The organism is Curtobacterium sp. BNK-1 (genome assembly GCF_048685235.1).
In the GTDB taxonomy this organism is placed as follows: domain Bacteria; phylum Pseudomonadota; class Gammaproteobacteria; order Enterobacterales; family Enterobacteriaceae; genus Pantoea; species Pantoea agglomerans.
This window is the reverse complement of the sequence record NZ_JBLQTJ010000001.1, coordinates 925664-941846: the sequence shown is the minus strand read 5'-3', so window position 1 is coordinate 941846 and position 16183 is coordinate 925664. Positions and strand designations below refer to the sequence as shown.

Genomic DNA, 16183 nt, shown 5'->3' with positions numbered 1-16183 from the left:
CTTTCATCTGCCCGACTAATCAGGCGTTTTTCAGCACTTCGCTGACAATCTCAACGGCTTCTTTCTCAATCTGCGCGCGGTGTTCAGCGCCCAGGAAGCTTTCACAGTAGATTTTGTAAGCGTCTTCGGTGCCTGAAGGACGGGCAGCAAACCAGCCATTCTCCGTCATCACTTTCAGACCGCCGATAGATGCACCATTACCTGGCGCGGCAGTCAGACGAGCGGTGATAGGATCACCTGCCAGCGTATCAGCGCTGACCATCTCCGGTGACAGCTTCGACAGCGCGGCTTTCTGCGCTGAGGTGGCTGATGCCTGCAGACGGTTGTAGCTTGGTGCGCCAAAGCGCGCTGCCAGTTCGTCATAGTGCTGCTGCGGGTTTTTACCGGTCACTGCAGTAATTTCAGCGGCCAGCAGACACATGATGATGCCATCTTTGTCCGTAGACCACGGCGTACCGTCGAAACGCAGGAATGAAGCGCCTGCGCTCTCTTCGCCACCGAAACCGAGGCTGCCGTCATACAGACCATCAACAAACCATTTGAAACCCACCGGCACTTCCACCAGCTTGCGACCAATGTCGTTGACCACACGGTCAATCATGGCGCTGGAGACCAGGGTTTTACCCACGGCAACATCCTGACCCCACTGTGGGCGGTGCTGGAACAGATAGTTGATCGCCACCGCCAGATAGTGGTTTGGATTCATCAGACCCGCCGGGGTCACAATGCCGTGACGGTCATAATCGGGATCGTTGCCGAACGCCAGATCGAACTTGTCACGGTAAGCCAGCAGGCCTGCCATTGCGCTTTCAGACGAGCAGTCCATGCGGACCACGCCATCTTTATCCAGATGCATAAAGCGGAAGGTCTGATCGACCGCGTCATTCACCAGCGTCAGATCCAGCTTGTAGTGCTCAGCAATACGCTGCCAGTAAGCAATACCGGAACCACCCAGTGGATCCACACCCAGCTTCAGGCCCGCTTTCTGAATCGCCGGGAAGTCGATAATCTCTGCCAGACCTTCAACATAAGGCTGGATCAGATCTTTCTCGACCACATGACCGCTGGCCATCGCCTGCTCCAGCGGCAGACGTTTCACCTCTTTCAGGCCATCTTTGATCAGCTGATTGGCACGATCTTCAACCACTTTGGTGACGTTGGTATCAGCAGGTCCGCCGTTAGGTGGGTTGTACTTGATGCCGCCATCTTCCGGTGGGTTATGCGACGGCGTAATCACGATGCCGTCAGCCAGCGCGCCACCCGCTTTGTTGTGCTCAAGAATCGCATTCGAGATCGCAGGGGTCGGCGTATAGCCATTATCCTGCTGCACGATCACATCAACGCCGTTTGCCGCCAGCACTTCCAGAACAGACAGGATGGCGGGTTCAGACAGCGCATGGGTGTCTTTACCGACGTAGCAAGGCCCGGTGATACCATTCTTTTTACGCTCTTCGGCAATCGCCTGAGCGATCGCCAGAATGTGCATCTCGTTGAAGCTTTGACGCCCTGCACTGCCGCGATGGCCGGAAGTGCCAAATTTCACCGCATGTTCCGGGTTCGCCACATCGGGCTGCAGGACATAATATTGTGACGTTAATTGTGCAACGTTAATCAAATCGCTCTGCTGGGCGGGTTGCCCGGCACGTGGGTGATTGGCCATTGGCGCTGCTCCCTGACGCTTAAGTTTTAAATGGTGCCGCAAACTTTCTCGGTCAGTTCCGCAGGGAACTGCATCGAGAGCATGATGTGTTCGATCATGCTGCATTTACGACCAGTATTGGTGTTGGTGATCACCCAGTACGGCGTGCCGGGCACATGCTTCGGCTTAGTATGGGTGCCATTCTGCAACAGCGTATGCTCATCACCTGCAAAATAGACGCGGGTGCGGCCCTGCAGAGATGCAGTAGCTTCAGCAAAGGCTGCGGTATCAAGACGATAGAGCGTTGACAAGATAAGCATAAAGCGATTCACCGCCCGCTTCTGCTCCGCATATTCATCGGAAAGCAGCAGCTCGCGCACCGCGCGGACACGATCCTGCGGGCGCGAGCCCACAGACGCAGGCTGGGACTCTTTCGCTGCATCTTTTGAGGCTGGCTGTGCAGGCGAAGCGGGTGCAGTCTGACCGGCCGTGAACTTCAGCATACGACGCAGAATGTCGGATGCGCTTTCACCAATGTGTTGCGTGTGGCTGGCAATATAACGGTAGAGCTCTTCGTCAACTTCGATCGTTTTCATCTTATTCCGTACGGTTCTTTCTCATGACAGAACCACCTGTTTCCTGAAAAGCTCTGAGTATAGTCAGGCAATTCAAAGGGTGTGTGGGTTCTAACATCAGGATTATAAAGTTAAAGTCAGGCGGGTTGTTAGCAATCAAACGGTTTACGGGCAAAAGTCAGAATATGTCCTAATGCCGCCGGAACCGGCGCGCCTGAAAAGGTGAAACCATGATAACCTAAGCTCAGGTCTCAAACTTAAGAACTTTGCTATGATTTTGAACGCCCGTCTGCAAACTGAACAATCCCCTGCTGATTCTCTGCCCATCCTGCTTATTCACGGTCTGTTTGGCAGTCTCGATAACCTTGGCGTGCTGGCGCGCGGGCTGAAAGATGCCGGTCCGTTGCTGCAGGTAGATGTCCGCAACCACGGACTTTCACCACGATCTGACGAGATGAACTACGCTGTAATGGCGCAGGATATGGTCGAAACACTGGATGCACATGGCATTGATCGCGTCGCGGTGATCGGACACTCGATGGGCGGTAAAATCGCCATGACCATGAGCGCGCTGGTGCCGGAACGCATTGAGCGCCTGGTGATGATCGATATCGCCCCGGTGGATTACCAGACGCGCCGTCATGACCAGATATTTGCCGGCATTCGTGCCGTCACCGATGCGGGCGTCTCATCCCGCAGCGAGGCGGCGAAGGTCATGCGAACGCTGATCGAGGAAGAAGGGGTGATCCAGTTCCTGCTGAAATCCTTCCAGGAGGGGGAGTGGCGCTTCAATGTCCCGGTGCTGTGGGATAACTACACCACGATATCTGGCTGGCAGCCGGTTCCCGCCTGGAATCACCCGGCGCTGTTTATTCGCGGCGGCGACTCCAGCTACCTGGATAACAGCTATCGCGATGCGTTGCTGCAGCAGTTCCCGGCCGCTCAGGCGCATGTGATCGGTGGCGCAGGACACTGGGTTCATGCAGAGAAACCCGATGCCGTTTTGCGCAGTGTCCGTCGCTTTTTTGCGCTTTAAAAGCAAATAGATGGCGGTAAAGGTTTAGGATTGGCGTCCGGCGTAAGCGTGAAGTATGATGGCGCGCTAAAATTTTGCCGCGGGTCAGTTTTGCTGCGGCAATGGCCAATAATTTATAATCTGCGCGGTGAGTGTCTGGCGCCCGCCCCCATTCAGTTTTACTAAGCCATGGCAAAAGAACAGACTGACCGCACGACGCTCGATCTCTTTGCTGATGAGCGCCGCCCTGGTCGACCCAAAACCAGTCCGCTTTCGCGTGATGAACAGCTGCGCATTAACAAGCGCAATCAACTGAAACGTGACAAAGGACGCGGGCTTCGTCGTGTCGAACTGAAAATGAACAGTGACGCCGTCGATGCACTCAATACGCTGGCAGAACAGCGCAATCTCAGCCGTAGCGAACTGATAGAACAGATGCTACTGGCACAGCTCAAACTGGATTAATGCGGGCAAATCGCACGCAGAGGCAAATGTCGGGGCTTTAACCGTTCACCGGTTTTCTCTCGTCTGCTATTATTCGCTGAAATGTGCTGCGGCACACATCTCATCATCAGGATTTAAGAGGTTATTTTACTCATGGCACTCGTAGGCATCTTCTTCGGCAGCGATACCGGCAATACCGAAAACATTGCAAAAATGATCCAGAAACAGCTGTGTACAGATGTTGCAGAAGTCCATGACATCGCAAAAAGCACAAAAGAAGATCTGGAAGCGTTTGATATCCTGCTGCTGGGTATTCCGACCTGGTACTACGGCGAAGCGCAGTGCGACTGGGATGACTTTTTCCCGACGCTGGAAGAGATCGATTTTAACGGCAAGCTGGTTGCACTGTTTGGCTGTGGCGACCAGGAAGATTACGCAGAGTATTTCTGTGATGCCATGGGCACGATTCGCGACATTATCGAACCGCACGGTGCCGTGATTGTCGGACACTGGCCAACTGAAGGCTACCACTTCGAAGCCTCGAAAGGCCTGGCCGATGACACCCACTTCCTGGGCCTGGCCATTGACGAAGATCGCCAGCCTGAGCTGACCAGCCAGCGTGTTGACCAATGGGTTAGGCAGATTTTTGATGAACTGCAGCTGAAAGAGATCATCGAAGCCTGATCCTGCCCGACTCAATGTGAGCGCCAGCTCACATTGAGGCAATGAAAATGCCTATAGAAATAATAGCCACATTTTTTTAACTTTCTCCGTTTAATCTGTAGAATACCCGCATCGATCTTCCGCTTATTTTCTCAGGCGGCAAGACTAAGTGATGTGCTAACAGACCTCTGTCAGAATCTTCCCCGGCCCGGTGACGAATCCCCAATAGCCCATGATGATTCAGACACGCCCTCTGGTTTTCATTTCATCGCTTCAGTTCTATAATGAGACGCAAATGAGAATGAGCACAGATCGACATTCAAGGCGATAAGCCACAAAAGTGAATATTAGTAACAGGACAAAATCCGCATGACTGACAACAACACCGCATTAAAGAAGGCTGGCCTGAAAGTAACGCTGCCCAGACTGAAAATTCTGGAAGTGCTTCAGGAACCTGAGTGCCATCACGTCAGTGCGGAAGATTTGTATAAACGCCTGATCGACATTGGCGAAGAGATTGGCCTGGCGACCGTTTACCGTGTTCTGAACCAGTTTGATGATGCCGGTATTGTGACTCGTCACAACTTTGAAGGCGGCAAGTCTGTCTTCGAACTGACGCAGCAGCATCACCACGATCACCTGATCTGCCTGGATTGCGGCAAGGTTATCGAGTTCAGCGACGAATCGATTGAAACGCGTCAGCGTGAAATCGCGACCCGCCATGGCATCAAGCTGACCAACCACAGCCTCTATCTCTATGGACACTGTACGCTGGGCGATTGCCGTGAAGACGAAACGCTGCACGACCAGTAACGCTGGCGCGGCCTGAAATAAAAAAACCGGTGAATTCACCGGTTTTTTTTCGTCTGTTTTCTGCCCTCACCTCACGCGACCAGCGTCTCCTGCAGATAGCGCCAGCGTGGAATAGAGCTGCTGCAATCCAGAATGGCCAGCGAAATGCGGCTCTGGTTATTGCCGTTCATCATCTGCATTTCGCGATACTGTACGACGATCTCTTTTTCATGATGAGAGAGAATGACATGTTCACAGGTGGCAATGCGCATCCCTTCCCGCTGCCCTTGTAACTGCTGGAAAAGATCCTCGACCTCGTTCAGATTGTACTCTTTGCCCTTTGGGGTCACCATGCGAAACTCAGGATGAAAATAGGACATCAGCAGCTGGAAACTGTCGTCAGATCCGGCTGGCTGATTAAAAATACGTTCAATGAGCTGATGTAAAACGACGACACTGTGTTTGGCTTCCTGGGCGAGAACTGTCATTTTTTTTCCTTCTGTAACCCGCTTTGCAACCTCTGAGAGCGGATAGCCTACCTGAAAGCTGACAATTCACATCCTGAAATTGATTAATTTTTTTAAACTCAGATTACTCCCACAAGTCGGTATTGAACCGGTTGTGGTTAGTGCAGAATAAACGTCGGCGATGGTAAAAATCGGGGCAATAAAAAAGGGCGATAAATCGCCCTTTTGTCATTTTATGAGGTCAGCCCCAAAAAATTTATTCGCCCGTTTTGGTCCAGGTATCACGAAGACCGACGGTGCGGTTAAACACCAGTTGCGTCGGTTTCGAGTAAACGCTGTCGGCGCAGAAATAACCTTCACGTTCAAACTGAAACGGTGTTGTCGGTTCCACATCGCGCAGGCTGGGTTCAACAAAGCCGTTTTTGATGGTCAGTGACTCAGGATTAATGACCGCCAGGAAATCCTCTGCAGCAGCCGGGTTTGGCACACTGAACAGACGATCATACAGACGGAACTCAGCTGGCTGCGCGTGATCCGCAGAAACCCAGTGAATCACGCCTTTGACTTTGCGGCCATCGGCTGGATCTTTGCTCAGCGTATCAACATCGCTGGTGCAGTAGATGCAGGTAATGTTGCCCGCTTCATCTTTGGCGACCCGCTCAGCACGAATCACATAGGCGTTACGCAGGCGGACTTCTTTGCCCAGCACCAGACGCTTATATTGTTTGTTCGCCTCTTCACGGAAATCCGCGCGATCGATCCAGATCTCGCGGCTGAACGGCACTTCACGCGTGCCCATCTCCGGTTTACCCGGATGATTTGGCATGGTGACGATTTCGCTATGGCCTGCTGGCAGGTTTTCAATCACCACTTTAAGCGGATCTAAAACCGCCATGGCGCGGGGCGCATTCTCGTTGAGATCATCGCGGATACAGGACTCCAGCGAAGCCATCTCCACGATGTTATCCTGCTTGGTCACGCCAATACGACGACAGAACTCACGGATAGACGCGGCGGTGTAACCACGACGACGCAGACCTGAAACGGTCAGCATGCGCGGATCGTCCCACCCTTCTACGTGCTTCTCGGTCACCAGCTGAGTGAGTTTACGTTTCGACATCACCGCATACTCCAGATTCAGGCGCGAGAATTCATACTGACGCGGATGAACCGGAATAGTGATGTTGTCCAGCACCCAGTCATAGAGACGGCGGTTGTCCTGAAACTCCAGCGTACAGAGCGAATGCGTAATGCCTTCCAGCGCATCGGAGATGCAGTGGGTAAAGTCATACATCGGGTAGATGCACCACTTATTGCCGGTCTGGTGGTGTTCCGCGAACTTGATGCGGTAAAGCACCGGATCGCGCATCACGATGAAATTAGAGGCCATGTCGATTTTGGCGCGCAGACAGGCGGTGCCTTCGGCAAACTCACCGTTTCGCATCTTCTCAAACAGCGCCAGATTCTCTTCCACGCTGCGATCGCGATAAGGGCTGTTTTTACCCGGCTCTTTCAGGGTGCCGCGATATTCACGAATCTCATCCGGACTCAGTTCATCAACGTAGGCCAGTCCTTTGGAAATCAGCTCGATGGCATAGTTGTAGAGCTGATCGAAATAGTTTGATGAGTAACAGACCTCACCGCTCCACTCAAAACCCAGCCACTGAACGTCACGCTTGATGGATTCAACGAATTCCATATCCTCTTTAACCGGATTGGTATCGTCGAAACGCAGGTTGCATTGCCCCTGATAATCCTGGGCGATGCCAAAATTCAGACAGATCGATTTCGCATGACCAATATGCAGATAGCCATTGGGCTCCGGCGGAAAACGGGTATGCACGCTGCTGTGCTTACCGCTCGCCAAATCTTCGTCAATGATCTGACGAATAAAGTTAGTTGGGCGGGCTTCAGCCTCACTCATCTCAAAAATCCTCAATACGAATAACGGGTGATTTGTACCACGAAGTAACGGAGTATGATCCACAAAGCGTCTGAGGGAAACAACCGTTTGTTAAGCCTTTAAAACAAAAAAGGCAGGAATCGCTTCCTGCCTGTGGGGTTCTGTTGCGGGGATTAGCCTTTCACTTCATACAGCGGGGTTTCCCCTGCTATTACCTGACCCTGTGCCAGTAAAGTCAGACCGGCGAAATCGTCGCTGTTGCTGACCACGACCGGACTCACCATTGAGCGGGCATTGGCGTTAAGGAATTCAAGGTCCATCTCCAGTACTCGCTGACCGGCGACCACGCTGGCCCCCTCTTCAACCAGACGGGTAAAGCCTTTACCTTCCAGCGCCACGGTATCCAGCCCCATGTGCACCACAATCTCCACGCCATTGTCGGTTTCCAGACAGAAGGCATGATTGGTGTTAAAGATTTTCACCAGCGTACCGGCAATCGGTGCCACTACCCATTTGTCGCTGGGCTTGATCGCCAGACCGTCGCCCACCGCTTTGCTGGCAAAGGCTTCATCCGGCACATCATCCAGCGCCACGACTTCACCGCTGACCGGCGCCAGCAGCGTGGCGATGACCTGCTTCTCACTGTTCAGCACCGCCTGCGGTTTAACGTCCGGCTCGGCCGGCGCACTGCTGGTAGCCGCTGCAGCGACCGGACCTTTGGTCAATACTTTTTTCATGGCCGAGGCGATGCTTTCTGCCTGGGTACCCACGATGATCTGCACGCTCTGTTTGTTAAGACGGATCACACCGGACGCGCCAAGACGCTTAGCAACCGCCTCATTCACCTGCGCCGAGTCATTCACGTTAAGACGCAGACGGGTGATACAGGCATCGATGCTGGTTAAGTTAGCTGAACCACCAATCGCCCCAATGTAGCGGCGCGCCAGTGACTCTGTGGCACTTTCACCGCTATCCGTTTTATCAACGTTAACGTCATAACCATCAGTTTCATCACCATCAACCGCCAGCTCGCGGCCCGGCGTCATCAGGTTGAATTTTTTGATGGTAAAGCGGAACACCACATAATAGATAACGAAGAAGACCAGACCCTGCGGGATCAGCATGTACCAGTGTGTCGCCAGCGGATTACGGGTCGACAGCACCATATCCACCAGCCCGGCGCTGAAACCAAATCCGGCAATCCAGTGCATGCTGGCAGCGATGAAGACAGAAATACCGGTGAGGACGGCGTGGATCAGATAAAGCACGGGTGCTACGAACATGAAGGAGAACTCCAGCGGTTCGGTAATACCCGTAAAGAAGGCAGCAAACGCCGCGGCCAGCATGATACTACCCACTTTGACGCGGTTCTCAGGACGCGCACAGTGGTAGATAGCCAGCGCAGCACCCGGCAGACCAAACATCATGATCGGGAAGAATCCCGCCTGATAACGACCGGTGATGCCGACGGTTGCCGATCCGTCAGCCAGTGACTGTGCACCGCCAAGGAATTTAGGAATGTCATTAATGCCCGCAACATCGAACCAGAACACCGAGTTCAGAGCGTGATGCAGACCGACCGGAATCAGCAGGCGGTTAAAGAAGGCGTAGATACCGGCACCGGCAGAGCCGAGCTTCTGGATATGTTCACCAAAGCCCACCAGACCGTTAAAGATAACCGGCCAGATATACATCAGGATAAAGGCGACCAGGATCATCAGGAACGAGACCAGTATCGGCACCAGTCGCCGTCCGCTGAAGAAGGAGAGTGCTTTCGGCAGCTCGACGTGGCTGAAGCGGTTATAGACCTCCGCCGACAGGATACCGACCAGAATACCGACAAACTGGTTATTAATTTTGCCAAACGCCACAGGTACCTGGTCAACCGGCATCTTCTGTATCATCGCCACCGCGGCCGGTGAGCAGAGCGTGGTGACTACCAGAAATCCGACAAAGCCGGTCAGGGCTGCCGCACCATCTTTATCTTTCGACATGCCATACGCGACACCAATCGCAAACAGCACTGACATGTTTTCGATGATGGCAGCACCAGATTTGATCAGTAACGCCGCCAGCGCATTACCTGCGCCCCAGCTGTCTGGATCGATCCAGTAGCCCACGCCCATTAATATCGCTGCTGCTGGCAGGGTTGCTACCGGCACCATCAGTGCGCGCCCCACCTTTTGTAAGTAACCTAACATATCCCCTTCCCCCTATGAGCCTGACTTGTCGCTTTGCGCTGCTTAATGTTGTTGTGTCAGCTGCAAAGATCGTTAATACACTTCATATCACGCAGCGAAGTGTAATGATAAATTAATTCGCCTCGCAAATTAAAAGCCTGGTAAATGTGATTTTTATCACTAAAAAACATCGTTTCATACGGCAACATCTGGCTATGACCGTAAACTTATTTTATGATCCGAAATATTGAATTATGCGCTGGCCATGGCGACAATGAATCATCTGTTCAGATTGGTGACTCACGCAACGGCTTAGCCATCCCCTTTCTATTTTCAATTGAGGTGAAACATGAGACTGATTCCTTTAGCGACACCAACCCAGGTGGGAAAATGGGCCGCCCGACATATTGTTAATCGTATCAATGCGTTTAACCCGACGGCGGATAAACCTTTTGTCCTGGGGCTGCCAACCGGCGGTACGCCACTGGAAGCGTACAAACACCTGATTGATATGCACAAAGCGGGCCAGGTCAGTTTTAAAAACGTCGTGACATTCAATATGGATGAATATGTTGGCCTGCCAAAAGAGCATCCTGAGAGCTATCACAGCTTCATGTATCGCAATTTCTTCGATCACGTTGATATTCAACCGGAAAATATCAACCTGCTGAATGGTAATGCCCCCGATATTGACGCAGAATGTCGTCAGTACGAAGAGAAAATTCGCGCGCTGGGTAAAATTCACCTGTTCATGGGCGGCGTTGGCAACGACGGTCATATCGCCTTTAACGAACCGGCTTCCTCTCTCGCTTCCCGTACCCGCATTAAAACCCTGACCCATGACACCCGCGTGGCGAACTCCCGCTTCTTTAACGGTGACGTTGATCAGGTGCCTAAATATGCGCTGACGGTCGGCGTCGGTACGCTGCTGGATGCAGAGGAAGTGATGATTCTGGTTACCGGCCATGTTAAAGCGCAGGCATTACAGGCGGCGGTTGAAGGCAACGTTAATCATATGTGGACCATCAGCTGCCTGCAGCTGCACGCGAAATCGGTGGTAGTGTGCGATGAGCCGGCCACCATGGAACTGAAAGTGAAAACCGTGAAATATTTCCGCGAAATGGAAGCGGAAAATATGAAAGGCGTGTAACAGAACATTGTCATGCCCTGCTGTTACGCTGAGTGACAGCAGGCCAGGACGGGAGAAGAGAGATGTACGCATTAGTTAACGGTCGAATCTACAGTGGCCATGAGGTTCTGGATAATTACGCGGTGGTGGTTGCCGATGGGCGTATAGCGCGCGTCTGTCCGCGTGAAGCCCTCCCGGCGGATATTGAGCAGCGGGATATGGCGGGGGCGAATATTGCGCCAGGCTTTATCGATCTCCAGCTCAATGGCTGCGGTGGCGTGCAGTTCAACGACAGCCTTGAGGCGCTCAGCATTGAAACGCTGGAAACGATGCAGCGCGCCAATGAAAAGTCTGGCTGCACCAGCTTTTTACCGACGCTGATAACCAGCAGCGACGCCCTGATGAAGCGGGCGATTGAAACCATGCGCGCCTACCTGCAGAAACATCAGAATCAGGCGCTGGGTCTGCATCTGGAAGGGCCCTGGCTGAGCAAAGCGAAAAAAGGCACCCACGATCCGGCGCAGATCCGCCTGCCGGATGCGGCGATGGTGCAGTACCTGTGTGACAACGCGGACGTCATCACCAAAGTCACGCTTGCCCCTGAAAATGCGGGTAGCGATGTGATTCGTCAATTGACTGATGCCGGGATTATTGTCTCAGCCGGTCACTCGAATGCGACCTATGAAGAGGCTAAAGCGGGCTTTTCTGCTGGTGTGAGTTTCGCGACGCACCTCTACAACGCCATGCCCACTTTTGCGGGACGTGAACCCGGGCTTATCGGTGCGCTGTTTGATTCGCCTGATGTATACTGCGGCATTATTGCGGACGGTTTACATGTACATTACGCTAACGTGCGCAATGCAAAACGCATCAAAGGCGACAAACTGGTGCTGGTCACGGATGCCACTGCACCGGCTGGCGCGGACATAAGCGAGTTTATTTTTGCAGGCAAAACAATCTATTATCGCGATGGGCTCTGTGTCGACGAAAACGGCACATTAAGTGGTTCTGCCCTGACGATGATTGAAGCGGTACAAAACAGCGTTGAGCATGCAGGGATCGCACTGGACGAAGCGTTGCGCATGGCAACACTCTACCCGGCACGGGCGATGGGCGTGGAAAGGCAGTCAGGCTCGATCGAAGCAGGAAAAATCGCGAACCTGACTGTGTTTACGCGCGACTTTAAAATCATAAAGACGTTTGTCAACGGAGACGACGTCCTGAGCGAGTAAGCACTGAATGACCACTGGCGGCCAGTCACAAATAGGAAATGTCGATCTTGTTAAGCAACTCAATAGCGCAGCGGTTTACCGGCTGATTGATCAACAGGGGCCGATATCGCGCATTCAGATTGCCGAACTTAGCCAGCTCGCGCCCGCCAGCGTCACCAAAATTACCCGTCAGTTGATTGAGCGCGGCCTGATCAAAGAGGTAGACCAGCAGGCGTCTACCGGTGGTCGCCGCGCCATCTCCATTATCACTGAAACCCGCCATTTCCATACCATCGGCGTCCGCCTCGGACGCAACGACGCCACCCTGACTCTGTTTGACCTCAGCGGTAAATCGCTGGCGCAGGAAGATTATGCGCTGCCGGAACGCACTCAGGAGACGCTGGAACATGCGCTGTTTAACGCCATCAGCAGCTTCATTGAGCAGCACCAGCGTAAAATTCGCGAGCTGATCGCGATTTCAGTGATCCTGCCTGGGCTGGTCGATCCGATTAACGGCGTGATCCGCTATATGCCACACATCTCTGTCAGCCGCTGGCCGCTGGTCGCCAGCCTGAAAAAACGTTTTAACGTTACCAGTTTTGTGGGTCATGATATTCGCAGCCTGGCGCTGGCCGAGCACTATTTCGGTGCAAGCCGCGACTGTGCTGACTCGATTCTGGTGCGTTTACACCGGGGCACGGGGGCCGGCATTATTGCCAACGGCCATATTTTTCTCGGCAGCAACGGCAATGTTGGCGAGATCGGCCACATTCAGGTCGACCCGCTTGGCGAGCGCTGTCACTGCGGCAACTTTGGCTGCCTTGAAACTATTGCCGCCAACGGCGCCATTGAAAATCGGGTACGCCATCTGCTGAATCAGGGCTATCCCAGCGTACTGACGCTGGAGGCGTGCCAGATATCCCACATCTGCAAAGCGGCCAATCAGGGTGATGCACTGGCCTGCGAAGTGGTGGAGCACGTTGGCCGTTATCTTGGCAAAGCTATCGCGATTGCGATCAACCTGTTTAATCCGCAAAAAGTGGTGCTGGCGGGTGAGATCACTGAAGCAGAAAAAGTGCTGCTGCCCGCGATTGAGGGCTGCATTAATACTCAGGCATTAGAGGCCTTCCGTAAAAATCTGCCGGTCGTGCGTTCCACCCTGGATCATCGTTCCGCTATTGGTGCCTTTGCGCTCGCTAAACGTGCCATGCTTAACGGCATTCTGCTGCAACATCTTCTGGAAGACTAAGAGCCTATCCCAGTAGGCGTAATTGGTGCAGGCAGTCTGGACACGGACAGCGCGGAACAACCGGAGCGTACACGTAGTACGTGAGGATTGTGAGCACTGCCCAGGTTCAGAATGACAAATTAAATAGCCTAATGGGATAGGCTCTAAGCTAACCCGCTGCTGTGGCGGGCCATATCGGATCTGACTATGACCATTAAAAGCGTAATTTGTGATATCGATGGCGTGCTGATGCACGACAACACGGCCGTTCCCGGCGCACAGGAGTTTTTACAGCGCATTCTGGCCAAAGAGATGCCGCTGGTGGTGCTGACGAACTATCCCTCGCAAACCGAGCAGGATCTGGCTAACCGCTTTGCCTCGGCCGGTGTCGAGGTGCCCGACTCCGTTTTCTATACCTCCGCAATGGCAACCGCCGACTTCCTGCGCCGTCAGGAGGGCAAAAAGGCGTATGTGATTGGTGAGGGCGCACTGATTCATGAACTCTACAAAGCGGGCTTTACCATTACCGATGTGAATCCCGATTTTGTCATTGTCGGAGAGACGCGCTCGTTTAACTGGGACATGATGCATAAAGCGGCTTTCTTCGTGGCTAATGGCGCTCGCTTTATCGCCACCAATCCGGATACCCATGCGCGCGGTTTTATTCCTGCCTGTGGTGCACTCTGTGCGGGTATTGAGAAGATATCAGGCCGTCGCCCTTTTGTTGTCGGCAAGCCCAGCCCCTACATCATGCGCGCCGCGCTGAACAAAATGCAGGCCCACTCGGAAGAGACCGTGATTGTCGGCGACAATCTGCGAACCGATATTCTGGCCGGTTTTCAGGCGGGTCTGGAGACGGTGCTGGTGCTCTCCGGCGTCTCGACGCTGAGTGATATCGATGCCATGCCGTTCCGTCCGGACTGGATCTACCCTTCTGTGGCCGATATCGACCTGTTCTGATTCATTTCTCTTATGACGCATCCGGCTAATCTGTGATGCGTCCCCCCTTTTTGCGCTATATCTCCCACTTTTACTGTCTGTTTTTTGCTCGAAAAAGCTATTTTATTGCCGATCCATTAACGAAACAGCTTTAAAATTATCGCTTATTCAATTTTATTGCCATGCAAGCAATCTTTTTATCAGTAAATCACGATTCCTCTTGCATTGAATGCACCAAATAGCGCATTTTCTTATGTATCACGCAGCATCAGGCTGCCGGACAAACGCAAAAGAAAACATCGCCGTAAGGTGAGCTCAGGAGTCAGTTATGTGTTCAATTTTTGGTGTGCTGGATCTGAAAACCGATCCTGTTGAGCTGCGCAAAAAAGCGCTGGAATGTTCACGCTTAATGCGTCATCGCGGCCCGGACTGGTCAGGCGTCTACGCCGATGACCATGCTATTCTGGCGCATGAACGTCTCTCAATTGTTGACGTTAACAATGGCGCACAGCCGCTATACAACGCCGATCACACCCACGTACTGGCAGTTAACGGCGAAATTTATAACCACCAGGCACTGCGCGCTGAACTCAGCGATCGCTACGCGTTTCAGACCGGTTCTGACTGTGAAGTGATTCTGGCGCTCTATCAGGAGAAAGGTGTCGATTTCCTCGATGAGCTGGAAGGCATGTTCGCCTTTATCCTCTATGACACCGTTAAAAAAACGTACCTGATTGGTCGCGACCACATCGGCATCATCCCGCTCTATATGGGTAACGATGAGCATGGCAACCTGTTTGTTGCTTCAGAAATGAAAGCGCTGGTGCCAGCCTGCCGTTCAATCAAAGAGTTCCCGCCGGGAAGCTACCTCTCCAGCACCGATGGCGAGATCCGCCGTTACTGGCAGCGCGACTGGATGGAATATAAAAACGTTGAGCACAACACCACCGACGCCGCTGGCCTGAAACATGCGCTGGAAGAGTCCGTGAAAAGCCACCTGATGTCAGATGTGCCTTACGGCGTGCTGCTGTCAGGCGGTCTGGACTCTTCCATCATTTCAGCCGTGACCAAGCGTTACGCGGCGAAGCGGGTTGAAGATCAGGATAAAAGTGATGCGTGGTGGCCACAGCTGCACTCCTTCGCGGTAGGGCTGGAAGGTTCACCCGACTTAAAAGCGGCGAAATCGGTGGCGGAGCATCTGGGCACCGTACACCATGAAATTCATTTCACCGTGCAGGAAGGTCTGGATGCCATTCGCGATGTGATTTATCACATTGAAACCTATGACGTCACCACCATTCGTGCCTCTACGCCAATGTACTTAATGTCGCGTAAAATTAAAGCGATGGGCATTAAGATGGTGCTGTCGGGCGAAGGCGCAGATGAAGTCTTCGGCGGCTATCTCTATTTCCATAAAGCGCCAAACGCCAAAGAGTTCCACGAAGAAAACGTACGTAAACTGCAGGCGCTGCATATGTTCGACTGCGCCCGTGCCAACAAAGCGATGTCCGCCTGGGGCGTTGAAGCCCGCGTACCGTTCCTGGATAAAAAATTCCTGGATGTGGCGATGCGAATCAACCCGGCCGATAAAATGTGCGGCAGCAACGGTAAAATGGAGAAGCACATTCTGCGTGAATGTTTCTCCTCTTACCTGCCGGAGAGCGTGGCGTGGCGTCAGAAAGAGCAGTTCTCGGATGGCGTGGGTTACAGCTGGATCGACTCACTGAAAGAAGTGGCTGCGAAGCAAATCAGCGATCAGCAGCTGGCTACCGCTCACTTCCGCTTCCCGTTCAACACGCCGGGTTCGAAAGAAGCCTATCTCTATCGTGAGATCTTTGAAGAGCTGTTCCCGTTGGCGAGCGCGGCAGAGTGTGTGCCTGGCGGTCCATCGGTCGCCTGTTCTTCTGCCAAAGCGATTGAATGGGATGAAGCGTTTAAAAACATGGACGATCCCTCTGGTCGTGCCGTGGGTGTGCATCAGTCAGCCTATAAATAAGC

Annotated in this window: 14 protein-coding genes; 9 read left to right on the top strand and 5 right to left on the bottom strand. The window is 53.0% G+C overall.

Annotated features, from left to right (window positions below):
* Positions 1-19: 19 nt before the first annotated feature.
* Complete coding sequence (gene pgm / locus ACMGGP_RS04510; RefSeq protein ID WP_010260692.1) at positions 20-1660, bottom strand: phosphoglucomutase (alpha-D-glucose-1,6-bisphosphate-dependent); 1641 nt, start codon at positions 1658-1660, stop codon at positions 20-22.
* A 26-nt stretch (positions 1661-1686) separates the two neighbouring features.
* Complete coding sequence (gene seqA / locus ACMGGP_RS04505) at positions 1687-2235, bottom strand: replication initiation negative regulator SeqA (RefSeq protein WP_010260690.1); 549 nt, start codon at positions 2233-2235, stop codon at positions 1687-1689.
* 250 nt (positions 2236-2485) lie between these two features.
* On the opposite strand from seqA, the gene ybfF reads away from it, so the two are divergent.
* The 4 genes from ybfF to fur all read left to right on the top strand — a co-directional run bounded on the left by ybfF (position 2486) and on the right by fur (position 5149).
* Positions 2486-3250 carry an esterase gene (gene ybfF / locus ACMGGP_RS04500; RefSeq protein WP_033766681.1) on the top strand — a complete coding sequence of 255 codons (765 nt, stop codon included), beginning with the start codon at positions 2486-2488 and terminating at the stop codon, positions 3248-3250.
* Between the two features lie 168 nt (positions 3251-3418).
* Positions 3419-3694, top strand: coding sequence for a LexA regulated protein (ybfE, locus tag ACMGGP_RS04495; RefSeq protein ID WP_010260688.1), 276 nt, complete (start codon positions 3419-3421; stop codon positions 3692-3694).
* Positions 3695-3826: 132 nt separating this feature from the next.
* A complete protein-coding gene (gene fldA, locus ACMGGP_RS04490) occupies positions 3827-4357 on the top strand; it encodes a flavodoxin FldA (RefSeq protein ID WP_498798210.1) in 531 nt (176 codons plus the stop codon).
* Between the two features lie 348 nt (positions 4358-4705).
* Positions 4706-5149 (top strand): ferric iron uptake transcriptional regulator, encoded by a 444-nt coding sequence (gene fur, locus ACMGGP_RS04485; protein WP_009091454.1) that lies wholly within the window; start codon positions 4706-4708, stop codon positions 5147-5149.
* A gap of 71 nt (positions 5150-5220) precedes the next feature.
* Here the strand turns inward: fur and ACMGGP_RS04480 are convergent, their stop codons facing one another.
* The 3 genes from ACMGGP_RS04480 to nagE all read right to left on the bottom strand — a co-directional run bounded on the left by ACMGGP_RS04480 (position 5221) and on the right by nagE (position 9699).
* Positions 5221-5616, bottom strand: a complete 396-nt coding sequence (locus ACMGGP_RS04480) for a hypothetical protein (protein ID WP_010260686.1) — start codon at positions 5614-5616, stop codon at positions 5221-5223.
* 235 nt (positions 5617-5851) lie between these two features.
* On the bottom strand, positions 5852-7519 hold the full coding sequence (gene glnS / locus ACMGGP_RS04475) for a glutamine--tRNA ligase (protein WP_010671287.1): 1668 nt from the start codon (positions 7517-7519) through the stop codon (positions 5852-5854).
* Between the two features lie 152 nt (positions 7520-7671).
* Positions 7672-9699 (bottom strand): N-acetylglucosamine-specific PTS transporter subunit IIBC, encoded by a 2028-nt coding sequence (gene nagE / locus ACMGGP_RS04470; RefSeq protein ID WP_031293061.1) that lies wholly within the window; start codon positions 9697-9699, stop codon positions 7672-7674.
* A gap of 328 nt (positions 9700-10027) precedes the next feature.
* Between nagE and nagB the strand changes: the two genes are divergently transcribed.
* From nagB to asnB, 5 genes are all read left to right on the top strand, one after another.
* Positions 10028-10828, top strand: coding sequence for a glucosamine-6-phosphate deaminase (nagB, locus tag ACMGGP_RS04465; RefSeq protein WP_010260676.1), 801 nt, complete (start codon positions 10028-10030; stop codon positions 10826-10828).
* A 62-nt stretch (positions 10829-10890) separates the two neighbouring features.
* On the top strand, positions 10891-12039 hold the full coding sequence (gene nagA / locus ACMGGP_RS04460; protein WP_122459053.1) for an N-acetylglucosamine-6-phosphate deacetylase: 1149 nt from the start codon (positions 10891-10893) through the stop codon (positions 12037-12039).
* A gap of 7 nt (positions 12040-12046) precedes the next feature.
* The gene (nagC, locus tag ACMGGP_RS04455; RefSeq protein WP_010260667.1) at positions 12047-13267 is read left to right on the top strand and encodes a DNA-binding transcriptional regulator NagC; all 1221 of its coding nucleotides are present in this window, start codon (positions 12047-12049) and stop codon (positions 13265-13267) included.
* Between the two features lie 186 nt (positions 13268-13453).
* Positions 13454-14206, top strand: coding sequence for an HAD-IIA family hydrolase (locus ACMGGP_RS04450; protein ID WP_010260664.1), 753 nt, complete (start codon positions 13454-13456; stop codon positions 14204-14206).
* Positions 14207-14513: 307 nt separating this feature from the next.
* The gene (gene asnB / locus ACMGGP_RS04445) at positions 14514-16181 is read left to right on the top strand and encodes an asparagine synthase B (RefSeq protein ID WP_010671283.1); all 1668 of its coding nucleotides are present in this window, start codon (positions 14514-14516) and stop codon (positions 16179-16181) included.
* Positions 16182-16183 lie beyond the last annotated feature (2 nt).